General features: G+C 67.0%; 25 protein-coding genes. 10 read left to right on the top strand and 15 right to left on the bottom strand.

All coding sequences use genetic code 11. The annotated features are described in order from the left end of the window. Positions 1 to 28 precede the first annotated feature (28 nt). Entirely contained in the window at positions 29 to 1,012 is a 984-nt protein-coding gene (locus BLR19_RS06610; RefSeq protein WP_091748583.1) for a sensor histidine kinase, read from the top strand. 233 nt (positions 1,013 to 1,245) lie between these two features. On the opposite strand, the gene BLR19_RS06605 is transcribed toward BLR19_RS06610, so the two are convergent. Both BLR19_RS06605 and BLR19_RS06600 read right to left on the bottom strand, forming a co-directional pair. Continuing rightward, entirely contained in the window at positions 1,246 to 4,338 is a 3,093-nt protein-coding gene (locus BLR19_RS06605) for an efflux RND transporter permease subunit (RefSeq protein WP_091748580.1), read from the bottom strand. Between the two features lie 10 nt (positions 4,339 to 4,348). Then, a complete protein-coding gene (locus tag BLR19_RS06600; RefSeq protein WP_091748577.1) occupies positions 4,349 to 5,488 on the bottom strand; it encodes an efflux RND transporter periplasmic adaptor subunit in 1,140 nt (379 codons plus the stop codon). Positions 5,489 to 5,683: 195 nt separating this feature from the next. Here BLR19_RS06600 and lepA point away from each other — a divergent pair, with 195 nt between their 5' ends. Further along, positions 5,684 to 7,492, top strand: coding sequence for a translation elongation factor 4 (gene lepA / locus BLR19_RS06595; RefSeq protein WP_091748574.1), 1,809 nt, complete (start codon positions 5,684 to 5,686; stop codon positions 7,490 to 7,492). A gap of 27 nt (positions 7,493 to 7,519) precedes the next feature. On the opposite strand, the gene BLR19_RS06590 is transcribed toward lepA, so the two are convergent. Both BLR19_RS06590 and BLR19_RS06585 read right to left on the bottom strand, forming a co-directional pair. After that, positions 7,520 to 8,263: a glutaredoxin family protein gene (locus tag BLR19_RS06590; protein WP_091748571.1), complete on the bottom strand. Its 744-nt coding sequence runs from the start codon at positions 8,261 to 8,263 to the stop codon at positions 7,520 to 7,522. Positions 8,264 to 8,415: 152 nt separating this feature from the next. Then, a complete protein-coding gene (locus tag BLR19_RS06585) occupies positions 8,416 to 9,168 on the bottom strand; it encodes an SDR family oxidoreductase (protein ID WP_091749177.1) in 753 nt (250 codons plus the stop codon). Positions 9,169 to 9,277: 109 nt separating this feature from the next. Between BLR19_RS06585 and BLR19_RS06580 the strand changes: the two genes are divergently transcribed. Further along, positions 9,278 to 9,682, top strand: coding sequence for a winged helix-turn-helix transcriptional regulator (locus tag BLR19_RS06580; RefSeq protein ID WP_255366476.1), 405 nt, complete (start codon positions 9,278 to 9,280; stop codon positions 9,680 to 9,682). 26 nt (positions 9,683 to 9,708) lie between these two features. Here the strand turns inward: BLR19_RS06580 and BLR19_RS06575 are convergent, their stop codons facing one another. Continuing rightward, positions 9,709 to 10,038, bottom strand: a complete 330-nt coding sequence (locus tag BLR19_RS06575; protein ID WP_091748565.1) for a DUF1491 family protein — start codon at positions 10,036 to 10,038, stop codon at positions 9,709 to 9,711. 55 nt (positions 10,039 to 10,093) lie between these two features. Here BLR19_RS06575 and BLR19_RS06570 point away from each other — a divergent pair, with 55 nt between their 5' ends. Further along, positions 10,094 to 10,954 (top strand): hypothetical protein, encoded by an 861-nt coding sequence (locus BLR19_RS06570; protein WP_176758281.1) that lies wholly within the window; start codon positions 10,094 to 10,096, stop codon positions 10,952 to 10,954. Positions 10,955 to 10,973: 19 nt separating this feature from the next. Here BLR19_RS06570 and BLR19_RS14610 read toward each other — a convergent pair whose 3' ends face one another. Together BLR19_RS14610 and BLR19_RS06565 are read right to left on the bottom strand one after the other, a co-directional pair. Next, complete coding sequence (locus tag BLR19_RS14610; protein WP_143007340.1) at positions 10,974 to 11,660, bottom strand: hypothetical protein; 687 nt, start codon at positions 11,658 to 11,660, stop codon at positions 10,974 to 10,976. 116 nt (positions 11,661 to 11,776) lie between these two features. Next, the gene (locus BLR19_RS06565; protein ID WP_091748559.1) at positions 11,777 to 13,468 is read right to left on the bottom strand and encodes a sensor histidine kinase; all 1,692 of its coding nucleotides are present in this window, start codon (positions 13,466 to 13,468) and stop codon (positions 11,777 to 11,779) included. Positions 13,469 to 13,632: 164 nt separating this feature from the next. Between BLR19_RS06565 and BLR19_RS06560 the strand changes: the two genes are divergently transcribed. The 3 genes from BLR19_RS06560 (at position 13,633) to BLR19_RS14605 (ending at position 15,320) form a co-directional block, all read left to right on the top strand. After that, positions 13,633 to 14,070, top strand: coding sequence for a SufE family protein (locus BLR19_RS06560; protein WP_091748556.1), 438 nt, complete (start codon positions 13,633 to 13,635; stop codon positions 14,068 to 14,070). A gap of 61 nt (positions 14,071 to 14,131) precedes the next feature. Beyond that, positions 14,132 to 14,800 (top strand): hypothetical protein, encoded by a 669-nt coding sequence (locus tag BLR19_RS06555; protein WP_091748553.1) that lies wholly within the window; start codon positions 14,132 to 14,134, stop codon positions 14,798 to 14,800. A gap of 142 nt (positions 14,801 to 14,942) precedes the next feature. Continuing rightward, positions 14,943 to 15,320, top strand: coding sequence for a hypothetical protein (locus BLR19_RS14605; protein ID WP_143007339.1), 378 nt, complete (start codon positions 14,943 to 14,945; stop codon positions 15,318 to 15,320). A 22-nt stretch (positions 15,321 to 15,342) separates the two neighbouring features. On the opposite strand, the gene BLR19_RS14600 is transcribed toward BLR19_RS14605, so the two are convergent. The 3 genes from BLR19_RS14600 to BLR19_RS06545 all read right to left on the bottom strand — a co-directional run bounded on the left by BLR19_RS14600 (position 15,343) and on the right by BLR19_RS06545 (position 16,825). Beyond that, positions 15,343 to 15,645, bottom strand: a complete 303-nt coding sequence (locus BLR19_RS14600) for a hypothetical protein (protein WP_143007338.1) — start codon at positions 15,643 to 15,645, stop codon at positions 15,343 to 15,345. A 98-nt stretch (positions 15,646 to 15,743) separates the two neighbouring features. After that, entirely contained in the window at positions 15,744 to 16,454 is a 711-nt protein-coding gene (locus tag BLR19_RS06550; RefSeq protein ID WP_091748551.1) for a DUF6456 domain-containing protein, read from the bottom strand. Further along, positions 16,451 to 16,825 carry a chromosomal replication initiator DnaA gene (locus tag BLR19_RS06545; protein ID WP_255366473.1) on the bottom strand — a complete coding sequence of 125 codons (375 nt, stop codon included), beginning with the start codon at positions 16,823 to 16,825 and terminating at the stop codon, positions 16,451 to 16,453. The genes BLR19_RS06550 and BLR19_RS06545 overlap by 4 nt, the downstream gene beginning before the upstream one ends. Positions 16,826 to 17,186: 361 nt before the next feature. On the opposite strand from BLR19_RS06545, the gene ctrA reads away from it, so the two are divergent. Then, entirely contained in the window at positions 17,187 to 17,888 is a 702-nt protein-coding gene (ctrA, locus tag BLR19_RS06540) for a response regulator transcription factor CtrA (protein WP_017505852.1), read from the top strand. 63 nt (positions 17,889 to 17,951) lie between these two features. On the opposite strand, the gene BLR19_RS06535 is transcribed toward ctrA, so the two are convergent. From BLR19_RS06535 to BLR19_RS06525, 3 genes are all read right to left on the bottom strand, one after another. Further along, entirely contained in the window at positions 17,952 to 19,331 is a 1,380-nt protein-coding gene (locus BLR19_RS06535) for a serine hydrolase (protein ID WP_091748545.1), read from the bottom strand. 86 nt (positions 19,332 to 19,417) lie between these two features. After that, entirely contained in the window at positions 19,418 to 20,731 is a 1,314-nt protein-coding gene (locus tag BLR19_RS06530; protein WP_091748542.1) for a sensor histidine kinase, read from the bottom strand. Beyond that, positions 20,719 to 21,435 carry a response regulator gene (locus tag BLR19_RS06525; protein WP_091748539.1) on the bottom strand — a complete coding sequence of 239 codons (717 nt, stop codon included), beginning with the start codon at positions 21,433 to 21,435 and terminating at the stop codon, positions 20,719 to 20,721. Before BLR19_RS06525 ends, BLR19_RS06530 begins: the two co-directional genes overlap by 13 nt. A 195-nt stretch (positions 21,436 to 21,630) precedes the next feature. Here BLR19_RS06525 and BLR19_RS06520 point away from each other — a divergent pair, with 195 nt between their 5' ends. Next, on the top strand, positions 21,631 to 21,825 hold the full coding sequence (locus BLR19_RS06520; protein WP_091748537.1) for a hypothetical protein: 195 nt from the start codon (positions 21,631 to 21,633) through the stop codon (positions 21,823 to 21,825). 91 nt (positions 21,826 to 21,916) lie between these two features. Next, positions 21,917 to 22,162 carry a hypothetical protein gene (locus BLR19_RS06515; RefSeq protein ID WP_091748534.1) on the top strand — a complete coding sequence of 82 codons (246 nt, stop codon included), beginning with the start codon at positions 21,917 to 21,919 and terminating at the stop codon, positions 22,160 to 22,162. Positions 22,163 to 22,243: 81 nt separating this feature from the next. Here BLR19_RS06515 and BLR19_RS06510 read toward each other — a convergent pair whose 3' ends face one another. Continuing rightward, positions 22,244 to 23,404, bottom strand: a complete 1,161-nt coding sequence (locus tag BLR19_RS06510; protein WP_091748531.1) for an endo-1,4-beta-xylanase — start codon at positions 23,402 to 23,404, stop codon at positions 22,244 to 22,246. A gap of 85 nt (positions 23,405 to 23,489) precedes the next feature. Beyond that, positions 23,490 to 23,900: a flagellar export protein FliJ gene (locus tag BLR19_RS06505; RefSeq protein WP_055803572.1), complete on the bottom strand. Its 411-nt coding sequence runs from the start codon at positions 23,898 to 23,900 to the stop codon at positions 23,490 to 23,492. Positions 23,901 to 23,903: the final 3 nt, after the last annotated feature.

The following is a 23,903-nucleotide window of genomic DNA, read 5'->3' as shown; positions in this document are numbered from 1 at the left end:
CGACGCATTGCGTCCATTGAGGAAGCGAATGCGTCATCAGAAGTTTCGAACGCCCGTCTGGCGCGGTTATGCCTTCGCCATAGCCGCCTGGCTGGTCGCCTTCGCCATTCGCTACGGCCTGGCGCACTGGTTTCCGCCGGGCTTTCCCTATCTGACCTTTTTTCCGGCTGTCGTGCTGGTCGCCTTCTATGCGGGCCTGCGCCCGGCGGTCCTGACAGCGACCCTGTCGGGGTTGTCGGCCTGGTGGTTCTGGATCGGCCCGGCTGGGTTCGACCTCAGCGTCGCGACCTTCGTCGCCATCGGCTTCTATGCCTTCGTCGTCGCCGTCGACATCTTCTTCATCGTCGGCATGGACAAGGCGTCAGGAAAGTTGGCGCGCGAAGTCGAGCGCAACGCTGCGCTCGCGGAAAGCCGCGACATTCTGCTCAGAGAAGTGCAGCACCGGGTGTCGAACAATATTCAGGTGGTCAGCGCCTTGTTGAGCCTGGAGGCGCGCGCCGCCGCCGACCCAGGCGCCAGAAAGGCTTTGGCCGACGCCTCGTCCCGCACGGGTCTGGTGGCCCGCATCCAGCGCAGTCTGGCCGACGCAGACCAGAAGAACACCGCTTTTCAGGATTTGGCGCGATCGATCGTCGACGATGCGCTGACGGCGGCCGCGCGTGACGACGTGATTGTCTCCATCTCCAGCGGCGACGTGGTTCTGTCGGCCGAAGAGGCCACGCCCGTGGTGCTGATCATGCTGGAATGCGTCAACAACGCGCTGGAGCACGGCTTTCCCGATCGGCCCGGCCGGATCACGATTGATCTGTGCGACGACGGCGCGGTGCGCACCCTGACCGTCGCCGACGACGGCGTGGGCGTCGCCGAGGATACGGCCGCCGAACCGATCAGCCTGGGCCTGCGGATCATCACGGCCCTGGCTCGCCAGCTCGGCGGAGACTGGTCGCTGCGACCGTCCTCGCCCGGCGCAATGGCTCGGCTGTCCTGGCCCAGCGCGCCCGTCGCGCACTAGAGCGGCAGATACCGCCCCGCGAAAAAGGTCTCGGTCGAGAAGGCTCCGCAAAGGCATAGGCGCTCCGCGCCATCATTTTCCAGGAATTGGCAGATCGGCTGCGCGTTGCGCTTAGTCTGTTCCGGTCCGGATCGACGCGGGAAACCTGCCTTTTTTTAGAACCTTCACCCTCGGGTTCTGTGCCGAGGGTGACGGAGACGGTGACGAAGGTGCGGTGTGAAAGGCGCCGCGCGCTACTCCACCAACGGCCCCTGTCTCGGTTTCGCCAGCTCCCGCTGCCCGGCCGTCTTTCGGCTCAGGATGCGGCGGCCCCAGCCGGCGATGTCGTCGACGATGGTGAAGATGGCGGGGATGTAGAGCAGGGACAGGAAGGTCGACGAGATCAGTCCACCCAGCACGGCGATGGCCATGGGCGAGCGGAACTGGACGTCGGCGCCGACCCCAAGGGCGATGGGCACCATGCCGGCGCCCATGGCGAAGGTGGTCATCAGGATCGGCCGAGCGCGCTTGTGCGCCGCGTCCATGATGGCCTCGTGGCGGGGCATGCCCTCTCGCTCGGCCATGATGACATAATCCACCAGCAGGATGGAATTCTTGGCCGCGATCCCCATCAGCATCAGCACCCCGATCAGGGCCGACATGGAGAAGTTGGCGCCGCCGATAGCCAGGGCGATGAAGGCGCCGCCGATGGCCAGCGGCAGGGCCGCCATGATGGTGATCGGATAGGCGAAGCTTTTGAACAGCAGCGTCAGAACCGCATACATCAGCAGAATGCCCGACGCGAAGGCGATGGCGAAGCCGGTCAGCATCTCCTGAATGAACTCGGCGTCGCCGGCCGGCACCTGACGCACGCCGGCGGGCAGGTTCTTGACCGAGGGCAGGCGGTTGACCGCCGCGCCCGCCGCACCGGTGGTGATGCCGTCCAACTCGGCGCTGATCGAGGCGATACGCGACCGATCCTGGCGGGTGACGGTGGCGGGACCGGCGCCGAACTGGATATCGGCGACGGCGCTGAGCGGAACAGAGGTTCCGCCCGTCGCCGGCACGCGCAGGTTCTCCAGCACGGTCAGATCCTCGCGCGCATCTGCGGTCAGTTGCAGGCGGATCGGGATCTGGCGGTCGCCGAGATTGTACTTGGGCAGGTTCTGATCCACGTCGCCGATGGTGGCGACCCGCACGGCCTGGGAGATGGCGCCCGCCGAAACGCCGGCCAGGGCCGCCTCGTCGGGACGTGGCGTGACCAGAATTTCGGGTCGGGCGATGGCGGCCGAGTTGACGACGTTGGCCAGGCCGGGGACGCCGCGCATCTCTTCCTCGACCTTTCTCGCCGCTGCGTTCAGGGCGTCGGGATTATCGCTGAGGATCGAGAAGGTGTAGCTGGTGCCATCGCCGGGACCGCCGCCCTGCTGGGCGATGCCCGCACGGATGCGGGCGCCGGGGATCTGTTTCAGCTCGTCCACCATGGCGCGGGCGAAGGCCTGCTGGCTCAGTTCGCGGTCGCCCTTGGGGACCATGTCGGCATAGACATTGGCCTGGGTCACGTCCTGACCGCCGATGGCGGCATAGACCGAGATCACCTCGGGGCGGGCCTCCAACCGCTTTGTGACCTGCCGAACCACGGCGTCGGTCTGGGCCAGCGTCGCGCCAGGCGGCAGTTCGACCTGGAAGGCGGCGCGGGCGGTATCGCCGGGCGACATGAATTCGAACGACATCTTGGCGATGACGGCCGTGGCGATGGAGCCAAACAGAAACAGCACGCCGAGGATCAAGACTTTCCACCGGTTGCCCAGCGACCAGCGTAGCGCCTTCAGATAGCCGCCCATCCAGAACGGATCGCGATCCTCATGGTTGGCGTGCTTGAGGATGTAGGCCGCCATCAGCGGCGTCAGGGTGCGCGCCACCAGAAGCGAGAAGGCGACGGAGACGCAGGCGGCCAGCGCGAAGGCCTTGAAGAACTGCCCGATGATGCCGGGCATGAAGCCGACGGGCGCGAAGACGGCGATGATGGTGGCGGTGGTGGCCACGACCGCCAGACCGATCTCGTCGGCCGCCTCCAGCGAGGCGTTGTAGGGCGGTTTTCCGTCGCGCATGTGGCGCACGATATTCTCGATCTCCACGATCGCATCGTCGACCAGGATGCCGATCGTCAGCGACAGGGCCAGAAGGGTCACCACGTTCAGCGACTGGTCCAGCGGGCCCAGGATGGCGAAGGTCGGGATCAGCGACATCGGCATGGCAATGGCCGCGATGAAGGTCGCCCGCCAGTCGCGCAGGAAGATGAAGACGATGATGACCGCCAGCACGGCGCCCAGCAGCAGGGCCTCCAGCGAGGCCAGATAGGATTCCTCGATCTGTTCGACGCTGGCGGTGACCTGCTGGATCGTCAGTTCGGGGTGGGCGTCGTCAAGCTTCTTGACCTCCTCGCGGACCTTTTCGGCGACCTTGACCTCGGACGCGGTGCGCGACCGCAGGAAGTTGAAGGTCACAGCCTCCTGGCCGTTGTAGCGGGCCAGGCGGCGCGGCTCGCTCCACTTGTCCTCGACCGTGCCCAGGTTATCGAGGCGGATGGTCTTGCCGTCGCCCAAGGGGACCAGGGTCTCGCGAAGCTGCGCCACCGAGGTCGCGGCTCCGAGGGTGCGCACGGCCCTCTCGGAGCCTGCGATGGTGACCCGGCCGCCCGGCAGATTGTTGTTGACGTTGTTCAGCGCCTGGCTGACCTCGGCGGCGGTGACGCCGTATGCGGCCAGGCGTTGCGGATCCAGCTCGACGCGGATCTCGCGGTCCACCCCGCCCGAGCGGTTGACTTCTCCCACGCCGCCCAGAGCCAGCAAGCTGCGGCTGACCTCGTTGTCGATGAACCAGCTGATCTCTTCCGGCGTCATGGTGGGCGAGCGGACCACATAGGTGATCAGGGCGTCGCCGGTGATGTCGATACGCTGGACCGCCGGCTCCTGCATGTCCTGGGGCAGGGACGCGCGCAGGCCGGTCATGGCGTTGCGCACGTCGTTGGTGGCGCGGTCGGTGTCGGTGCCCAGCTCGAACTCGATCGTCGTGGTCGAGACGCCGTCGGTGATGTTGGAGGTGATGTGGCGCACGCCCGACAGGCCGGCCAGCGAATCCTCGATCAGGCGTGTGACCTGGACCTCCATCTCCGCCGGGGCCGAGCCGGGGCGGGCGGCCGTGACGGCGACCAGTGGAAAGTCGATGTCGGGGTTCTGATTGATCCGCATGCCCATGAAGCCGACCACGCCGCCGAGCGTCAGCAGCAGGAACAGCAGGATGATCGGGATCGGGTTCTTGATCGCCCAGGACGACATCTGATTCATGGCGTCGGTCCTACTTCTTGGCCGTCGGGGCAGCAGGCTGGGCGGCGGGAGCCGCGCCGACCGCCTGGCCGACGTTGACGCGGTCGCCCTCGTTCAGGAAACCGGCCCCGTCGACCGCCACGCGGACTCCGGTGTTCACGCCGCTGACCGCCGTCTGCGCCTCAGTGCGCGACAGGATGGTCACGGGCTGGAAGTGGACGGTGTTGTCGGCCCTGATCACGAAGACGCCGGGCTTGTTGTCGCGGTACAGGACCGCCCCGGTCGGCACGGTGGTCGCCGGTTGATCGCCGACGGCGATGTCGGCGCGGGCGAACATGCCGGGACGAAGCTGAGCGCCGGGCGCCAGCGAGATGCGCGCCAGGCCCAGACGGGTGGTGGCGTTGACCTCGGGCGTGACGATGCGGACCGAGCCGGTAGTCTGACCCGCCTCGCTGGAGGTCACGGTCGCCGACTGACCGGCGCGGACCAGGGACAGTTCGGTCTCGGGCACCTGGGCGTCCAGTTCCAGCCGGCCGTCGCGCACCATGCGGAACAGCTCGGTCCCGGCGGCGATGATCTGGCCCTTGGTGACGCTACGGCTGATGATCAGGCCGCCGACGGGCGCGCGGATGGTCGCCTGCGACAGCTGGGTCTGGGTCTGGCTGAGGGCCGCGCGGGCTGCGGCCAGATTGGCGTTCGAGCTGCGTTGATTGGCCAGGGCCGTGTCCAGCGACGCCTGGCTGAGGAAGCCGCGTTCCTTCAGCTGCTGCGCGCGATCGAGCGCGGCGTTGTCGCGCGCCACATTGGCCTCGGCCAGCTGCACCTGGGCCTGCTGCTGGCGCAACTGGGCGCGCAGCAGGACGTCGTTCATCTGCACCAGCGGCTGGCCCTGACGGACGTAGGAGCCTTCGTCCACATAGACGGCGACAGCGGTCAGGCCCCCGGTTTCCGCCGCCACCGGCACCTCTTCCCAGGCGGAGACGGTGCCCGATGCGGTCACGGTGCGGTCCAGGCTGGTCTGGGTCACGGTCGCGGCGCTGATGGTCTGGCGCGAGCCGCCTGCGGCCTTCTCGTCCTTCTTTTCCTCGCCATGTCCGCCGCAGCTGGCCAACAGGAGGGCCGACAGGGCGACGGCGCCGAAGTTGAAAACGGTGCGGGTCGTCTTGGACACGGGGGAGTTCCTCGGTTGCAGGCGAAGCGGATCGCCGGCTCACGCCGGTTGGGAAGAAGGCCTGTTGCATACCCTGTCAGCGAGACCTTCTCAAACGCCGAAGGGGTTTATTGCCAAGGCTTAATGTGACGCAGTTCAGGACCAGTTCGGCCGTGCGTCTGGTCCCGAACCCTTACGCGTGATAGGGGCGCGCGGATGACGACTCCCCCGATCTCGAACATTCGCAACTTCAGCGTGGTCGCGCACATCGACCATGGCAAGTCGACCCTGTCCGACCGCCTGATCCAGCACACCGGCGGCCTGACCGCGCGCGAGATGTCCGAGCAGGTGCTCGACAATATGGAGATCGAGAAGGAACGGGGCATCACCATCAAGGCCCAGACCGTGCGCCTGACCTATCGGGCCAAGGACGGGCAGGACTATATACTGAACCTGATGGACACGCCGGGCCACGTGGACTTCGCCTATGAGGTCAGCCGGTCCCTGGCCGCCTGCGAAGGCTCGCTGCTGGTCGTGGACGCCTCGCAAGGGGTCGAGGCCCAGACCCTGGCCAATGTCTATCAGGCCATCGACAACAACCACGAGATCGTCCCGGTCCTGAACAAGGTCGATCTGCCGGCGGCCGAGCCGGACCGTGTCCGCGCCCAGATCGAGGACGTGATCGGCATCGACGCCTCCGAAGCCGTCCTTGCCAGCGCCAAGTCCGGCATCGGCATCGAGGAGGTGCTGGAGGCCATCGTCACCAAGCTGCCCGCGCCCAAGGGGGATGTGAACGCCCCGCTGAAGGCCATGCTGGTCGACGCCTGGTACGATCCTTACCTCGGCGTCGTCGTGCTGGTGCGCGTCTTCGACGGCGTGCTGAAGACCGGCATGCGGGTCAAGATGATGCGCAACGGCTCGACCCACCTGATCGATCGCGTCGGCGTCTTCCTGCCCAAGAACACGCCGGTCGACCAGCTGGGCCCCGGCGAGGTCGGCTTCATCACCGCCCAGATCAAGGAAGTCGCCCACGCCGCCGTCGGCGACACCATCACCGACGAGAAGAAGCCGACCGCCGAACCGCTGAAGGGGTTCAAGGAAGTCCAGTCGGTCGTCTTCTGCGGTCTGTTCCCGGTGGACGCCGCCGACTTCGAGGACCTGCGCGCCGCGATCGGCAAGCTGCGCCTCAACGACGCCTCCTTCACCTATGAGATGGAAAGCTCGGCGGCGCTGGGCTTTGGCTTCCGCTGCGGCTTTTTGGGTCTGCTGCACCTGGAGATCATCCAGGAGCGCCTGAGCCGCGAGTTCAACCTCGACCTGATCGCCACGGCGCCGTCCGTCGTCTACAAGATCGGCCTGCGCGACGGCTCCGAAATCGACCTGCACAACCCGGCCGACCTGCCCGACGTGATGCAGATCGAGACGATCGCCGAACCCTGGATCAAGGCCACCATCCTGACGCCGGACGAATACCTCGGCGGCGTCATCAAGCTGTGCCAGGACCGACGCGGCCAGCAGATCGAACTGTCCTACGTCGGCAACCGCGCCATGGTGGTCTATGAGCTGCCGCTGAACGAGGTGGTGTTCGACTTCTACGACCGGTTGAAGTCGATCTCGAAGGGCTATGCCTCGTTCGACTACGAGATCACCGAATACAAGGTCGGCGACCTGGTGAAGATGTCCATCCTGGTCAACGCCGAGCCGGTCGACGCCCTGTCCATGCTGGTCCACCGCGCCCGCGCCGAGACGCGCGGCCGGGGCATGGTCGAGAAGATGAAGGAACTGATCCCGCCCCATCTGTTCCAGATCCCGATCCAGGCGGCCATCGGCGGCAAGATCATCGCCCGCGAGACCGTCCGCGCCCTGCGCAAGGACGTGACCTCGAAATGCTACGGCGGCGACGCCACCCGCAAGAAGAAGCTGCTGGAAAAGCAGAAGGCCGGCAAGAAGCGCATGCGCCAGTTCGGCAAGGTCGAAATCCCGCAGGAAGCGTTTATCGCCGCGCTGAAGATGGACGAAGATTGATCGGCGCTGCTGGTCTGAGGTGAGGCCTCAGGCCCAGGCCATCCAGCCCATCCACGCCGCCATCACGACCATCATCACGTTCTCGGTCAGGGACAGGAAACCGAGCGGCACATTGCTGTCGCCGCCGACGCAGGCGCATTTGAGTTCGCGTTTCTGGATGTAGACGGCCTTGAACACCGACCAGCCGCCGATCAGACCCACGAAGGCGGCCGCCGGCGCCGACAGCCACGTCAGCACGTTCGCGATCATCAGGACGCCGGCCCCAAGCTCGACGAACGGATAGATGTAGGCGTACGGCACCCAGCGTCGCGCCAGCAAGTCATATCCCAGGAACATGGTGGCGAATCCGTCCAGATCCCGCAGCTTCAGCATCGCCAGGGCGCACATGGAAAAGGCGATGAACCACTCGGGCGTCCGCATCGTCAGCAACGTCCCGGCGGCGTAACTGGCGGCGATCGCCATCAGGGCCGTGACGGCAAAGACGACAAGCACCGGGGTATAGGTCTTGCGGTTCGGATCCTTGACCGGCTTGCCCAGGAAACGCCTGAGATCGTCGTAGCCGCCGATCCTTTGTCCGTTGATAAAGGTCTGCGGCGTCGTCTTGACGCCATGCTCGGCCTTGAAGGCGTCGGTCTGTTCGCGCGTGGTCAGCCAGCGGTCGTCGACGACGAAGCCCTGGCTCTTCAGCAGATGTCTGGCGCGCAGACCCCAGGGGCAAACGTGCTTTTCCATCACCATTCGGTAGAGGACAGCGGTCTTTTCGGCGGCCATCGAACGCGCTCCTTCAGCTTTGCATATAACGCATAAAGGGCCATCGGGGTGCGCTGCTTGATGGCATCGCCGGGTCGCAAAGCCGCCTTCGGTCGCTGGATCGGCGGCTTGTCCCGCCGACCCTGACCGCTTTTGACCGGGAATGATCCGGTCTAGTGCGCGCCGTTCAACTGCTCGAACACCGCCTCATAGCCGTTTGACTCAGCGAACCGCAGCGGCTTGACCCGTTCGACCAGGATTTCGCCGCGCGGGGTCTCGCCGCGTTCGATCAGGCCGATCACCTCGGCCGTATAGTCGGCCAGCGGCATGGAGGCAGGGTTTTCCGCATGGCCCGGCATCAGGTCGGTGGCCACGCCGGGCGGGGCCAATTCCAGCACCTCGACCCCGGTGTCCGCCAGTTGATGCCGCAGAGACTGGCTCCACGAGTGCATCGCCGCCTTGGTCGCATTGTAGGTCGGCGTCGCCGTCAGCGGAACGAAGGCCAGGCCCGAGGTCACCGTCATCACCGTCGCCTTCGGCTGGGCCGTCAGATGCGGCAGCAGGGCGGCTGTCAGGCGGATCGGCCCCAACAGATTGGTGGCGATGATCGCCTCCACGACGGCCAGGTCGAACGGCTGGGCCTTCAGGTCCTCCGTCTTCATGATGCCGGCGTTCAGGATGACGGCGTTCAGGGCGGGGTGGTCCTTGACGACCTGGGCGCCGAAGGCGGCGACGGCCGCAGCGTCCTCCATGTCCAGCGTCGCCCAGGCCATGCCGGGATTGGCGTCCGCCGTCTCTCTCAGCACGCCTTCGCGACGGCCGGTGATGATGATCTGATTTCCGCGCGCGTGCAGCGCCTCGGCGAGGGCGCGGCCGATGCCCGTGCCGCCGCCGGTGATCAGTATGGTGTTGCCGGTGATGTTCATGATCGTCTCCTCGGGATGCGTCAGCGATGAAAGCGAGGTATGACGTTCACTCTCCAACCGAAAGTAGGCACTTGAAACCGCCCTACTTACCGTCCGGAAAGAAATGGCTATGACGGCGCTTCCACCTGCAAGAATTGCTCACCCCGAGACCGGAGAGGTCGCCGATCCGCGCGTGGAGGCCTTGGTCAATGACGTGATCGGCCGCGTTGCCGACAAATGGACCATGCTGATCCTGGAGGTTTTGGCCGAACACGGCGAGACCCGTTTCACCCGCGTAGGCGAACTGGTCGGGGGCATCAGCCAGAAGATGCTGACCCAGACCCTGCGCCAGATGGAACGCGACGGCCTGGTGATCCGCACCGTCCACCCCGTCATCCCGCCCAAGGTCGAATACCGCCTGACCGACCTGGGCTTCACCCTGGCCGAAGCCTTCTGCGGCGTCTGGACCTGGGCCGAGAAGAACATCGACCGCATCGAGGCGGCGCGCGCGGACTTCGATGGGCGAGATAAATAATCCCGCGCAAATCAGAGCGCAGGGAATCAAGCCTGCACCGTCTCCGTGATGAAGTGCCGGCCTTGGCGGTCCTCGATCTCGACGACCCACAGATCCGGGTCATACCCGCGCTGGCGGGCGATATAGGCGTCCAGTTCGCTTTCGCTGTCGGAGGTGACGGGCTGGATCCACAGGCGGTCTCCGTCGGTTCCGAAGGCTTCGGTGAACAGGCGGGCGGTGCGGGTGGAGGTGTCGTAGGCCTTGACGATGACCGAGCCGGCGCGGGCGTCGCCGGTCTTGACCACGGTCGCATAGGCGCCCTCGATCTGGGCGCGGCGGATCAGGGCGCTGACCCACAGGTCGCTGGAAAGAAGCAATTCGCTAACCCTGCTCGAACACGGAACCCCAACCCTGGCGCGCTAGGGTCGGGGCATGAAGATAGGCCTTTCCCCCCGGCAAGCCAGAGGTTTCCTGTCGGCCGTGCTGATCGCCGCGACGCCCGTCGCCGCCTTCGCCGCGCCGCAGGACCGGTTCTATGAGCGCAGCTTCGTGCTGGCCGCCAACGACCGCTGCGGCCTGTTCGAGCCGCAACTGACCGCCGCCCTGACGGCTGCCGCGTATCAGGCGCGGGGCGCGGCCCTGCGCGCGGGATCCAGCGACCGGCAGCTGGCCGAGACGGCCCAGCGCGCGCGGGCGCGGGCGAACACGACGCCGTGCGGCTCCACCGATCTGAAGACGGTTCAGGGCCGGGTCCAGACCGCCTTTTCCGGCTGGTCGCGCACGACGCGGATGGAGTTTCCGGGCGATCGGCGGAAGTGGAGCGCGGACCGCGCCGCCTATGCGCGCCCGACCTGGCGGCTGATGCAGGCGACCGTGACCGGCGCCTCGCCCGTCCGGTTCGGCGTGGTGGGCGGCATAGACCGGCCGGATCAACTGGCCGCCGTCGTGTCCTGGCAGGGGCGCTCGCGGCCGACCGGCGTGCGGGTGGTGATGCGCGACCACACGGTGGCGCCGCGTCCGTGGCTGTCGCACGACCTGCCGCCCGCCGCGCAACGCCGCGCCTTCTGGGCCGCCGGCGTGACCAACGCCGACGCGATGCTGCTGCCCGAAGGCCGCCCGGCCGGTCAGGCCTGGCTGTTCCCCGCCGCCGCCGCCGACGCTCTGTCGGCGCTGGACCCGCGCGAGGTCTTCACCGTCGAGTTCCTGTTCCGCGACGGCAGCATCGCCCGCTCCACCTTCGAAGCCGGCGACTTCGCGGCGGGCCGGGCCTTCCTGGCGATGGGGCAGGTTTAGGTTCGGCAGGCGTTCGCCCTTAGCGATCTTTGGGTCTGCTTGCTTCCGGATTCAGCGCTCGCGCATCCTCTCGGACGGCGGGCTTTTCTGCGATCTGAGGCACCGATACCGTCTCCATCGGAGACGTATGTGCGACCCGCTCCGGGGCAGTCAGCGCCTTAACCGTGAAAAGGCCAAATGCTGCAATACCGATAACTGCTGAAACCAAGCTCGCGACTGCGAACCCAATGCCCCACAATCGAAAAGTTTCGCCAATTCTATCGTATGCTTCGCCTTCTGGGGTCGTTTGAACAAACGGGTAGGAAAAGGACGTTTCCCGACGGTCGTGTCCGGCTGCGTAATACACTGCAACGAAATAAGCGCAGAATGCTGCGGCTATTGCGAACAGCAGGCCCAGTCCTAGACCGCCAAGTGAGGCGAGGAGGGGAGCAACATCCAACTGTGATCGGCGCTGAGTGAGCGAGCCCAGAAACGCTAAGATTGCGACCAGCGAACCGCCTTGGACAGTCACCAATGTCTTCAAGACAAAGTCGCTGGCTTTCCATGCTTGATCTTGAAGCGTCTGCGATGCGTGACGATGGGCGCTATGGTGCGCATGCGCATTGCGCTCATTGGACTCCGTGACGAAGGTCTGGAGCCATTCTGGCAAGCGCTCCCAGGCGTCAGGTTTGAAGCCATAAACGAGCGCGTCGTTCTTTTCAGACATCAGGTGCCCCCTCGACGTCAGACTGACGCTTTCGAGTCCTGATACCAAGTGGCACTAACTAGGCTCGTCAAGGGCGTATCTAAGCCAATACCCCGCAGATTAATTTCTACCAAGTATCAAGCCTCGACGGTGACCGGCGTCGCCTCGGTGGCCGTCTCGCTCGCCGCCACCACCATCACCGGCAACCGGATCATCACCGCCGCGCCTTCGCCCAGGGTGCTGTCGATGGTCATGCGGCCGCCGTGCAGTTCGGTCAGGCTGCGGACCAGGGACAGGCCCAGGCCGGTCCCTTGCGCCTTCTGATCGGCGCCGCCGGCCTGTTCGAAGGGGCGGCCCAGGCGTTGCAGGTCCTGCGGCGCGATGCCGACGCCGGTGTCGGAGACGGCCAGATCCAGGTCCGGCCCGTCGGCGTCCAAAGTGATGGTGACCGAGCCGCCGGCGGGGGTGAACTTGACCGCATTGGACAGCAGATTCAGCGCCATCTGCTTCAGGGCGCGGGCGTCGGCGCGGACCTTGATCGGCTCGGACGGCAGGACGGCGGCCAGCTCGACCCCCTTGTCGTCGGCCTGGAGCCGGACCAGGGCGACGGCGGCGGACACGGCGTCGCGGGCGTCGAACGTCTCCATCGCCAACTGGTAGCGCTCGGCCTCGATCTTGGACAGGTCCAGGACGTCGTTGATCAGGTCCAGCAGGTGGCCGCCCGCCTGGTGGATGGCGTCGGCGTAGCCGGCGTAGCGCTCGGGCAGGGGGCCGAACAGCTTCTGACGCATGATGTCGGCGAAACCCAGCACGGCGTTCAGGGGGGTGCGCAGCTCGTGGCTCATATTGGCCAGGAAGCGGGTCTTGCCGGCCGACTGGGCCTCGGCCTCGACGCGGGCGGTTTCCAGTCCCAGCTCGCGGGCGAACTGGGCCGTGCCGTCGAACGCCTGGGCGATCAGGCGCGGGCGGTCCGTCTCGTGCTGGAATGGGCCCAGGATCATGACGACCCGGCGGTCCAGGGCGATGCGCGGCGTGAATTGGACCTCGACCGACTGGCCCGACAGGGCGCGAGCCAGGGCCGCGGACACGGCCGGGCGGTCCGGCGCATGCACGGCCGAGATCAGGCCCTGTTCGGTCAGGGACAGCACCGACAGGGCGGGCGGCGGCGTGCCCCAGGTCGCGACGGCGCGGCCGGACGGATCGAGCAGCAGCGTCAGGGCCGGCTGGTCCTCCAGCAGGGCGGCGATCCGGGCGGCCTCGTCCTCGGCTTCGGCCAGACGACGCTGGCGCGCGCTCCAGGTCAGGCGCATGGCGGCGATGATCGCGCCCATGGCCAGCAGGCCCGAGACGGCGGCCAGCAGGGGGCCTTGCGCCTCCGCCCCGTTCAGCCAGGTCGAGATCAGCCCCGCCAGCAGCGGCAGGGCCACCGCAAAGGCGCCCATCCGGGTCAGGCGGTCGGCGCCGACGCGGGCATGATCCAGAGCAATCCCCGCCGCCAGCGGCGTCAGGATCAGGCCAGGCAGGGCGCCGGTCACGCCGCCGGTCAGGCCGGCCGAAGCGGTGGCGGCCAAAATCCACCCGCCCATGACGGCCAGCCTCAACCCCACGCTGTCGCGCACCATCAGCACGACGCCGAACACGCCGGGGAAAGCCATCAGCAGCAGGGCGGCCAGCGGCGCGTCCTTCAGCCCGTCCATCATCTGGGCCGCCAGCGCCGTCAGGGCCACCGCCACCGCCCAGATGGCATGCCATAAGGCGACCAGCGGGGCGCCCAGCGCCGCGTCGTGCGTCGGGTCGTCCTCGAATCTGGCGTGGGCGTCGGGTTTCAAGAAGGGCGGGCCATGGTTTTCGTCTGCGCCCAGACTAGGGCTGCGGCTGAGTCGGTGCGAGACCGCTCCCCCCTGAGGCGAACCCCATTGCGGCGTTCACCATGAATATCGGGGGACAAAACGGCCGGTTGTCGTTAACGGCCGCGCGGCCTATCTGGCGGCGCATGACCGACCGCACGCCGCCGACCGACACCCTGGACCAGACCCTGGCCGAACTGGCCGAGGATTTCGACCTGCTGGGCGATTGGGAGCAGCGGATCGAATACGTCATTGAACTGGGCAAGGGGCTGGCCCCGCTGGACGAGGCCGACCGCATCGAGGCCAACAAGGTGCCGGGCTGTGCGGCCCAGGTCTGGCTGGCGACGACTCAGGACGACGGGCGGCTGTGGTTCGCCGCCGACAGCGACAGCGCCCTGTCCAAGGGCAATATCGCTCTGCTGCTGAAACTCTATTCCGGCCGCACGCCGCAGGAGATCAGCGCCTTCGACGCCCGCGCGGCGCTGGATCGGCTGGGCCTGCCCTCGGCCCTGACGCGCCAGCGCGCCAACGGCCTGAACAGCATGGTCGGCCGCATCCGCGAGGCGGCGCTGGCGGTTCAGTAGTCGGGGGTTGCAACCGCCGGCCCGGCGACCCACGATCGCGGGGTCGTAACCGGGGGCGCGAATGGACCTGCTGAAGATCCTGCGCAGTTTCGAGGAGTTTCTCTTCGAGGCGGTCAGCTGGCTGGTCTTCTATCCCCTGACCCTGTGGCGCATCCTGCGCGGGCCGCTGGCGGCGATGGACTATTCGGACCGCGAGCAAAGCGACAGCGAGGAGCGTCGCTACGACGATGCGCTCAGCCCGCCGCTGTTCCTGTTGGCCACCATCGTCCTGACCAATCTGCTGTCGATGGCGCTGCATGTGCCGCCGCCGGCCGAGGCGACCGACCTCAGCCGCATGGTCTATGCGTCCCAGCAGAACCTGGTCCTGTTCCGCTCGCTGGCCTTCAGCCTGATCCCGCTGGTCGCCGCCGTCACCCTGCTGCGCCATGAGAAGAAGCGCATCGCCCGCGAGACCCTGCGCGCGCCCTTCTATGCGCAATGCTATCTCGCCGCCGTCTGCGCCGCCTTCGTCTCGGCGGGCGGGACTATCTTCCAGCGGCCCGAACTGCCCAATGCGATCGGCGCGGCGATCATGATCGTCGGCGCGGCCTGGTTCGTCGTCGTGCAGTCCCGCTGGTTCGCCCGGCGGCTGAACGTGTCAAAGGGGCGCGGCGCCGTCATCGCGGTGCTGGCCCTGATCCGGGCGCTGATCTACCTCGTGGCCATCCTGATCCCCGTCGCCCTGATCTGAGCGGGCATGACAGGGTGGAATGAGGGTGCTCGTGTCAGCAAGTCGCATAACCTAGGTGGAGGTCTGCTGTCCGGCGTTGTGGCCACTTTGGATTTCGACCCATAGCGGACGTTGGCGTCTGGTTGCCTAACGGGGGCACAAGGTGCAGTTTTCACAGATGGATGAAAAGCGACCCAGAAGCCCGCAGGAAAAAAAGTCGCTCAGCTATGCGAACGACCGCCGCAATACCTATGGCGAAAACGACAAGGCATCACGGAAGGCCATTCCGGCAAGGAAGGCCGGTGAGAACCGCAAAGTCAGGCGTAAGGCAAATCAGGCCCTCAACGTGATCGACCGGCTTGACGATGAAAATGCGGCAGTGATCGAGAGCTCTCTGAAACAGGACCTCGAACGCGTTGGTGGCTGGACGAAGTCTCCTGACGTTTCACTGGCTGAGTATATGGAGGTTCAGGCGCGCCTCAGATCATGGCGAAACCTCTCTCCCAATCGACAGCCTGACTGCGAACCGAAGGTCTCCTAACCACCCATTTCTGACATCGTTATCAGTCGTCTTTGCCAACATCCTCGAAGAGCGGAGATCGAGATAGGGCATTGAAGATGGCTGCGAGGTGAGTTGGATCGGCAGTCCGCAGGGCGGACGTGTAACCATCCCAATCCAAAATCACTTCGCTGCTGCCTAGGCTGTAGCACCGCGTTTCCTCTACGGGATTTCCAACAGACGATATTCTCTCGGCCCCAAGTCCAAGCAGGGCTTTGTCGATAGGCTCTAAATCGCCAGCGTCGCATTCGATGAGATCAATTGCGGCAGCGCGATTGTTCAGCCGCATGCGGATGGGTTTCGTCATGTGGCGGAAGCTGACCTATGCGTTATCCACTTTCCACCCATAGCCGACATTCTCCCCTTCCGGATCGCGTATTAGACGTTGAGTGCAATCTGTGCAGTTCACCCGATCCCATAGTGATCCGCCAGGGCCTGCAGCGCCTGTTTCAGGACGGTCTTGCTTTGGCGGCGGCGCAGGCCGAGGCACGTTTCGGCCAATTGCAGGCTGTCGCCGTGGATGCAGATGCGGGTCAGGATGGGGCGAAGGCGCGGGCCGACGGCGGTCAGCGCCTGTTCGACGCGACGGGCGGCGGACAGGGCGCGGTCGGTCGGCTCCATCCGCGCGGCGGTTCCCGAGCCGGAGGTCGGCAGGGCGTCCCAGCGCATGGTGAGCGACGCGCCCTTCGTCGCCTGTTCCGCCTCGCGCCGCAGCCGTTCGCCGGCGGCGGCCTCGGCCGGGGTCAACCAGGGGCGGCCGGACGCATCCTTGCGCCGCGCCAGCCAGGCGATGGGGCTTTCGCCCAGATTGGCCCGCGCGCGGACCATGCGGCCGTCCGGCTGCATCAGGTCGCGCTCGCCCGCCACGAAGCCGGGACGGCCGGGGGCGGGGGACGGCGTCGGGTCCAGCTGGGCGCGTCCCGACCAGCCGCCGCCTGGCCGCACGCGCAGGCCGGGCTGGTCGATCAGGGCGCGAAACTCGGTCTCGGTCAGGGTCAGGCTGATGCGGCTGCGGCGATCCGGCGACAGGCGCAGGGCATAGGCGCCGCCCTCGGCCGACAGCCACGCGCCGGGCTTGGCCATCAGATCGCGCGCGCGTTCCAGAAGCCGGCTCATTGCGGCAGCTCCAGGCGGGGCGACTGATACAGACCCTGAATGCAGCCTTCGAGGTCGTTCATTAGATCGTCGATGCTGCGCTGTTCGCGCTCGTCCTCGACCCAGCGGCAGGCGGCGCCGACGCTGGCGCGATTGACGCCGAAGACGTGGCCGACCCGCTCCATCGTCCAGCCATAGGCGACGTGCGACAGGTACATGGCCAGCCAGCGCGGGCGGGCCGCGCGCGGGTTCATCCGGCCACGACCGGTCATCTGCGACGGATGGGCGCCGGTGCGCGCCGCGATCAGATGAATGGCCAGCCCGGCCTTGACCTGATCCTCCTCGCTGACCGGCACCCTGTATTCCTCCAGCACGAAACGTCTCCCTCTCACGAACTCTCGACGCCGGCATCATAGGTGGCCGTGACGTCGCGATAGGAATATCATCCTACTGTGCGCCAAAATCGGTCGTGGCGGCTTAACCGCCTTGCGGTTGCGGGCAGCACGTCGTGCGTGAGGAAGGTGAGGGAACGGGCCGTATGTCGGCCGAAACACGGGGCGCGCGTCCAACATGGTTAATAAATTTCGAATCGTTGACTCCAGCCCCTCGACGCCGATTCGCAAATCAGCCTAGATTCGCCTCAATTGGATGGCGTTAACCCTTCTTAAGGTTTTCACGTCTTAACTTGCGAACAAGGTTACCCGGCCGTGTGTCAGGGTGGTTACCGCAAAGCTTTTGCCTGGAGGGGCACGTATGCGCGTCCTGTTGATTGAAGACGATCACGCAACCGCCCAAAGCATCGAACTGATGCTGAAGTCGGAAGGCTTCAACGTCTATACGACGGACCTGGGCGAGGAAGGCATCGATCTGGGCAAGATCTATGACTACGACCTCATTCTTCTTGACCTGAACCTGCCGGACATGAGCGGCCTGGAAGTGCTGCGCCAGCTGCGCGTCGGCAAGGTCAACACCCCGGTCATGATCCTGTCGGGCAGCCACGAGATCGAAACCAAGGTCAAGACCTTCGGCGGCGGCGCCGACGACTATATGACCAAGCCCTTCCACAAGGACGAACTGATCGCGCGCACCCACGCCGTGGTCCGCCGCTCCAAGGGTCATGCCCAGGCGATCATCCACACCGGCGAGATCGCCGTGAACCTGGATGCCAAGACGGTCGAGGTGAACGGTCACCGCGTCCACCTGACGGGCAAGGAATACCAGATGCTGGAGCTGCTCTCGCTCCGCAAGGGCACGACCCTGACCAAGGAAATGTTCCTGAACCATCTGTACGGCGGCATGGACGAGCCCGAGCTGAAGATCATCGACGTCTTCATCTGCAAGCTGCGCAAGAAGCTGGCCACCGCCGCCGACGGCAAACACTATATCGAAACCGTCTGGGGCCGCGGCTATGTCCTGCGCGACCCGGCCGAGGGCGTCGTCACCGTCGCCGCCTGATCGACCTTCGATCCGCGATTTTGAAACGCCCGCCGGTGACGGCGGGCGTTTTGCGTTGAGAGCTTACTGACGCTTCGCCGGCATGTCGCGGCCGCCCTGGTGCAGGACCAGGCCCTCGACGGCGCCGGCGGCGTTGCGGGTGAAGGTGATCTGGGCGTCAACGGCGGTGAGGTAGAAGGCGTCCTCAGCTTCCGCCGTCAGTGCGAAGGCGGGCTGGCCGGTGGCCTGGGCCATCAGCTTTCCGTCCACGACGGAGATCGTCAGGGCGAAGGTCGGGGCCAGATTATAGACGCCCTCATAAGCTTTCAGCACGTCGGGCGAGAGGGCGACGGCGCGGCGTTCGCTGGGCAGGGTGACGGCGCCGCCGCGCGCCAGGGTGACCAAGGTCGCGCCCAGCTTGTCGGGCGCCTCGCCGTTCAGATTGCCCAAAACGATGACGGCGGTCCGATCGCCCGGATCATAGGCCATATAGGTGTTGAAGCCCTCGATGGCGCCGTTGTGCCAGACCAGACGCTTGCCGTCGGCCTCGGACACCATCAGCCCCATGGCGTAGCCGTTGCGGACCGGCGTGGTCAGGGCGGTCATGGATTGGGCGTTCAGCAGCCGGCCGCCGAACAGGCCCTGTTCCCACTTCAGCAGGTCGTGGGTGGTCGAATACAGGGCGCCGGCCCCGGTCGGGATGGTCATGTCCACATAGTCGGCGTTGACGATGCCGTCGGCGCCCGGCGCATAGCCCGAGGCCCGGCGGGGCAGGATCACGTCGTGGCGGTCGTAGCCGCTATCGCTCATGCCCAGCGGCTGGAACAGATTGGCGGTGACGAAGTCGGCGTAGGTCTGGCCGCTGGCCGCCTCGATGATGGCGCTGAGCAGCACATAGCCCGAGTTGGAATAGGCGAACCGGGAGTCGGGCGCGAAATCCAGCGGCCGGTCGCGAAACCGGGCGATCAGCTGCGGCAGCGTCGCGGGCCGGGTCTTCTGAGCCTCGAAATCGGAAAAGGCGGTGAAGTTGGGCACGCCCGCCGTGTGGCTGAGCAGATGGCGCGGGGTGATCGTGTCCCAGGCGGCCGGGGCGTCGGGCAGCCAGGTCTTGATCGGCGCATCCAGATCCAGCTTGCCCTGCTGGTTCAGCAGCATGACCGCGACGGCGGTGAACTGTTTCGACAGCGAGCCGAGGCGGAACTTCACATCACCGTCGTTGGGGATGTTCCACTCGCGGTTGGCCAGGCCGTAGCCCTGATCCAGAAGAATGCGCCCGTCGCGCGCGACCAGGACGGCGCCGGAGAAGGTGTCGGCGTCGCTGGAGGCGCGGATCACCTGGTCCATGCGCGCCGCGTCCTGCGCGGCGGCCGGGCGGCTGGCCAGCGGGCTGAGCGTGAGGGCCAGGGCGCTGGCGGCCAGCAGCAGGATGGCCGGACGCCGGCGGGCGAGGAACGAATGAGGCAAGGGGCGGTCTCCTGAACGCGTCACGCTAACGCTTTCAGAGAGAGGCGGCGAGAGCGGCGTTCGGATGCAGGCGCTGCGTCTTTTCGTCAGGGCTGCGGGAAGGTCAGCGTCGCCTCCAGCCCGCCGCCGTCGGCGTTGGCGAGCGTCAAATGGGCGCCGGCGCGTTCGGCCATGCGGCGCGCGATGGTCAGGCCCAGGCCGGAGCCGCCGCTGTCGCGCGAGCGGGACGGGTCGAGGCGGTAGAAGGGCTCGAACAGTCTCTCCAACTGATTCTGCGCCACGCCTAGCCCGTGATCGCGCACGATCAGGCGCACGGCATGGTCGTCGCGCACGGCGCTGACGGCCGCGTCGCCCCCATGCCGGACGGCATTGTCGATCAAGTTGGTCAGGCATCGACGCAGCGCCTGAGGCCGGGTCGGCACGACGGCGTTGCAGCCCTGGATAAAGACGACCGGCTGGCCCGCCTCGGCCGCGTCCTCGCAGATGGCGGATAGAAGCGCGTCCAGATCGACGGGGGTCACGGCCTCGACCGTGGTTTCGATCCGGGCCAGGTCCAGGCCTTCGCGGACCAGATGCTGCATGCCGGCCAAGTCGCTGATGAACTGGGCGCGCAGGGTCTCGTCCTCGATCTTTTCGACACGCAACCGCATCCGAGTCAGGGGCGTCTGCAGGTCGTGGGCGACGGCGGCCAGCACGCGCGTGCGATCCTCGATCAGGGCCTTCAGCCGGGTCTGCATGGCGTTCAGGGCGGCGGCGGCTTCGCGGACCTCGCGCGCGCCCTCCTCGACCAGGGGCGGGCGGTCCAGATCGTGGCTGAGGGCGACGGCGCCCTGGGACAGACGGTTCAGCGGACCGGCCGCCAGACGCGACGCCATCCAGCCGGTCAGAAGGACGGCGGCCAGACCCGCAAACAGCAGGGCGGCGGCCTCGCGGCTGAGCGTCCAGGGGCGCGGGGCGGGCGGCAGGCTGATCGCCACCGGGACAGGCGCGCCATTGACCGGCCGCAGGACCAGGATGCGGCATCTCAGACGATCGGTCGCCGCGCCGCACGCCCCGGCCGAGGCCTCGAACGCCTTGACCGAGACGCCGTCCACGCCGCGCCGCTTCAGCGCCTCGGCGACCGCATGGGTCAGCGACGGATCGGGCGCGCCCAGCCTCTGGCCCGCAGCGTCCGGCAGGCCGTCGGTCAGGCCAGCGGCGGGATCGTCGCTGGAGCCGGCCAGGTCCACGATCCGTTCGGCGGTGGTGAAGTCATGGGCCTGCGACAGGCGGTGACGATGATTGAGGCCCAGGGCGGCGAAGGTCACGCCCGCCGCCAGCAGGGCGCCGACCAGCAGCAGCAGGAACAGCCGCGTGGTCTCGGCCTCGGCCCGGCCGTGGCGGGTTCTCACGCTCGCCATGTCACAGGCCCCGCCAGCATATAGCCCAGGCTGCGCACCGTGCGGATCAGGGCCGGAGCCTTGGCGTCGTCGCCCAGCTTCTGGCGCAGGCGGCTGACCCTCAGGTCGATTGCGCGGTCGTCGGCGTCGGCGACGGTGGACAGGGCGCGGATCCGCTCGCGCGACAGGGGCTTGCCGCCGTTCCTGACCAAGGCGTGCAGCAGGTCGAAATCGGCGCCCGACAGCGGGGCCAGCCGCCCGTCCGGCGCGGTCAGGGCGCGCGCGGCGATGTCCAGCGACCAGCCGGAGAAGTCGGCGTGTCGACCCTCGTTCGTCGTCGCATCGCCGCCGGTGCGCCGCAGGACGGTGCGGATGCGGGCCACCAGTTCGCGGGGCTCGAACGGCTTGGCCATATAGTCGTCCGCGCCCATCTCCAGCCCGACGATCCGGTCGATGGGATCGCCCCGCGCCGTCAGGATGATGACGGGAATCTTGGACGCCGCCCGAATGCCGCGACACAGCGACAGGCCGTCCTCGTCCGGCAGGTTCAGGTCCAGCACCACCAGATCGACCGGCCCGGCCTCCAGCGCCGCCTTCATGGCCCGGCCGTCGGCGGCCTTCACCGTGCGAAACCCGTGCTGCTCCAGATGGTCGGACAACAGGTTTCGGATCTCGCGGTCGTCGTCGACGACCAGAAGGACGGGGGCGGCGGAGGTCTGGGACATTGGCGTTCGGCGAGCGGGAAGAAGCGCGATCTGTCGTCCTGTCTGATGGCCAAAGCGCGGCGGATACAGTCGGACACAATTCTCTTCGCCGACGATACGCGGCGACACCGACCGGCCCCGAACCGGCCGGACGCGGGTCCGAAACAGTGACTGTCCGACACGAGGCCGGACGCCAAACACACAGAAAGACCCGCCATGAAGTCCTTCCGTTCCACCGCCGCTTTCGGCGCCGCCGCACTGGTGATCCTGACCAGCGGCGCAGCCTTCGCCGGCACCCCTTCGGCCCCGTCGTCGGGCGCTCACGCCCGCCCCGCCGCCTCCGCCCGTGCGCATCATCGGGTCAGCCACGCCCGCACCCACCGCGCCGTGACGCCCGCCAAGAAGAGGTAAGGCCCGACGCCTTGCTGGTCCTGCCGGCGTCCCCGGCCGGCAGGACCCCCGACACTCCTGAGACTTCGACCTTCAAACGAAAGACATCGACATGAAATCCTTCCGCACCGCCGCCGCCGTTTCCGCCGTCGCCTTCGTCGCCCTGACCAGCGGCGCCGCCTTCGCCGGCACGACCCCGGCGCCCTCGACCGCCATGACCGCCCGTCCGGCCGCGACCGCTTCCGCGACGACCCCTGCGCCGTCGGCCCGCGCCCCGCGTGCGCACCGTCGTGGTCATCAAGCCCAAGCCCAGACCTCGGTCCAGGCGCCGGCCGCCGCGACCGCCAAGAAGAAGTAAACCGGCCGCCCTCTCCGGTTCGCACAGGAACGCCCGGCTGTCGCAAGACGGCCGGGCGTTTCCGTATTCAGAGGCCTGTCGTCAGGCGGCGGTCTTGAAGCCTGCCGCGATGGCGGCCGCGATAGGATTGGGACGGCCGAAGCTGTCGAAGGGCAGGGGCTTGTCCCGGCCGTCGTCCTTATCGCCCTGGCGATACCAGCTGTCGGTGTCGCGCAGGCCCCAGACGGTGAAGGCGAACTGCTGGGCCTTGGGCAGGGCCGCAAAGGCAGAGGCCAGTTCGGTGACGCGCGCGCCTTGCGCCGCGATCCGGTCGGCCTGGCTGCGGAGGTCCAGCCGGTTTTCGGTGCGCAGGGTGCAGTCCAGCTCGGACACATGGATCGGCAGGCCGAACTGGCTGATTTCGCGCATATAGGCGGCGATGACGCCTTCGGGGATGTCGATCCACAGATGGGATTGCAGGCCCAGGCCCTGCAGCGGACAGCCGGCCTTCAGCAGCCGCTCGACCAGTTTCAGGAACTGCGCGCCCTTGGCCGGCACGCTTTCCTGATTGTATTCGTTGAGAAACAGGACGGCGTCAGGATCCGAGATCCGGGCCTTTTCGAAGGCGCGCAGGATGTAGCCGTCCTGGCCGTATCGCGCCGACCAGTGGCAGTCGCGCATCCCCGACCCGTCGTCCAGGATCGGCTCATTGACCACGTCCCAGCTGCGGACCTTGCCGCGATAGCGGCCGGCGACGGCGGCGATATAGCCGTCAAAGGCGCGGTCGAAGGCGGTGCCCGACAGGCCGGCGAAGGCCTCCTTGCCCTGCGCATACCAGATCAGGGTGTGGCCATGCATCGCCATGCCCTCTGCCTGTGCGAAGGCGGCGATGCGGTCCGAGCGGTCGAAGTTGGGCCGGTCCAGGCCGTTCGCCAGGATGTATTCCATCTTCATCTCCCACTCGGGCGTGAGTTGGGAGACGTTGGCGCGGGCCAGCGCGACCCAGTCAGGGTCGTCGATCTGGCTGGCCTTGATCGCCGTGCCGAAGGGCGCCGGGGCGATGGACTTCAGCGGAGGAACGTTGGGCGGCGACGGCTCCGCCGAGGCGAAGCGGTCGCAGGCGGCGAGCGCAAGAGGGGCGGCGAGGATAGCGCGGCGGGTGAAATCCTCCCCCGAGGAGCGCAGCGGAACGGGGGAGGGGGACCGCGAAGCGGTGGAGGGGGCGACCTCAGACGGGGTGTCAGCCTGTTGCGCAAGATCCAAATTCGAGGGTTCGTGCGACGTCCGCCCCCTCCACCACGCTACGCGCGGTCCCCCTCCCCCGCGATGCGAGGGAGGATTTTCAAAGTCAGACCGCACGCTTCCGCAGGCCCAGCTCGTCGAAGGCGGCGGTTTCGCGCTTGGCGAGGGCGATCAGCTGGTTCAGGCGGGTGGTCTCGGCGACGTGTTCGAACTTCTTCAGCTCTTCGAAGGCGCCCGTCAGGGCGTCGCGGGCGCCGGCTTCCTCGGCGTCCAGCACCGACAGGTCGCCTTCGGCGGCGGCCTTCCTTGATTTCCAGCCGTTGAGATAGGCGCCCAGCATCATGCCAGCCTCAGCATCCATGCGGGCGCGGTTGCGTTCGCCCTCGGCCTCGGCGTCCAGCACGGCGATGCGGAGTTCGGCGCCGGCGCGGCGTTCGGCGATCTCGGCCAGGCGCTTCTGTAGCGTCTCGACCTCATAGTTGGAGATGCGGATCAGGGATTGGGCCCAAGCGGTCATCTA

This window comes from Brevundimonas sp. 374, from assembly GCF_900102995.1.
Taxonomy (GTDB): Bacteria; Pseudomonadota; Alphaproteobacteria; order Caulobacterales; family Caulobacteraceae; genus Brevundimonas; species Brevundimonas vesicularis_C.
The sequence above is the reverse complement of the archived record's forward strand: the minus strand, read 5'-3'. Positions and strand labels throughout refer to the sequence as shown.

Excerpts from the sequence above, each read along its gene's own strand:
- BLR19_RS06505 (WP_055803572.1), bottom strand. The coding sequence starts at position 23,900 with ATGACCGCTTGGGCCCAATCCCTGATCCGCATCTCCAACTATGAGGTC.
- lepA (WP_091748574.1), top strand. The coding sequence starts at position 5,684 with ATGACGACTCCCCCGATCTCGAACATTCGCAACTTCAGCGTGGTCGCG.
- BLR19_RS06580 (WP_255366476.1), top strand. The coding sequence starts at position 9,278 with ATGACGGCGCTTCCACCTGCAAGAATTGCTCACCCCGAGACCGGAGAG.
- BLR19_RS06570 (WP_176758281.1), top strand. The coding sequence starts at position 10,094 with ATGAAGATAGGCCTTTCCCCCCGGCAAGCCAGAGGTTTCCTGTCGGCC.
- BLR19_RS06555 (WP_091748553.1), top strand. The coding sequence starts at position 14,132 with ATGGACCTGCTGAAGATCCTGCGCAGTTTCGAGGAGTTTCTCTTCGAG.
- BLR19_RS14610 (WP_143007340.1), bottom strand. The coding sequence starts at position 11,660 with ATGTCTGAAAAGAACGACGCGCTCGTTTATGGCTTCAAACCTGACGCC.
- BLR19_RS06585 (WP_091749177.1), bottom strand. The coding sequence starts at position 9,168 with ATGAACATCACCGGCAACACCATACTGATCACCGGCGGCGGCACGGGC.
- BLR19_RS06525 (WP_091748539.1), bottom strand. The coding sequence starts at position 21,435 with ATGTCCCAGACCTCCGCCGCCCCCGTCCTTCTGGTCGTCGACGACGAC.
- BLR19_RS06530 (WP_091748542.1), bottom strand. The coding sequence starts at position 20,731 with ATGGCGAGCGTGAGAACCCGCCACGGCCGGGCCGAGGCCGAGACCACG.
- BLR19_RS06610 (WP_091748583.1), top strand. The coding sequence starts at position 29 with ATGCGTCATCAGAAGTTTCGAACGCCCGTCTGGCGCGGTTATGCCTTC.
- ctrA (WP_017505852.1), top strand. The coding sequence starts at position 17,187 with ATGCGCGTCCTGTTGATTGAAGACGATCACGCAACCGCCCAAAGCATC.
- BLR19_RS06520 (WP_091748537.1), top strand. The coding sequence starts at position 21,631 with ATGAAGTCCTTCCGTTCCACCGCCGCTTTCGGCGCCGCCGCACTGGTG.
- BLR19_RS06605 (WP_091748580.1), bottom strand. The coding sequence starts at position 4,338 with ATGAATCAGATGTCGTCCTGGGCGATCAAGAACCCGATCCCGATCATC.
- BLR19_RS06550 (WP_091748551.1), bottom strand. The coding sequence starts at position 16,454 with ATGAGCCGGCTTCTGGAACGCGCGCGCGATCTGATGGCCAAGCCCGGC.
- BLR19_RS06560 (WP_091748556.1), top strand. The coding sequence starts at position 13,633 with ATGACCGACCGCACGCCGCCGACCGACACCCTGGACCAGACCCTGGCC.
- BLR19_RS06590 (WP_091748571.1), bottom strand. The coding sequence starts at position 8,263 with ATGGCCGCCGAAAAGACCGCTGTCCTCTACCGAATGGTGATGGAAAAG.
- BLR19_RS06515 (WP_091748534.1), top strand. The coding sequence starts at position 21,917 with ATGAAATCCTTCCGCACCGCCGCCGCCGTTTCCGCCGTCGCCTTCGTC.
- BLR19_RS14600 (WP_143007338.1), bottom strand. The coding sequence starts at position 15,645 with ATGACGAAACCCATCCGCATGCGGCTGAACAATCGCGCTGCCGCAATT.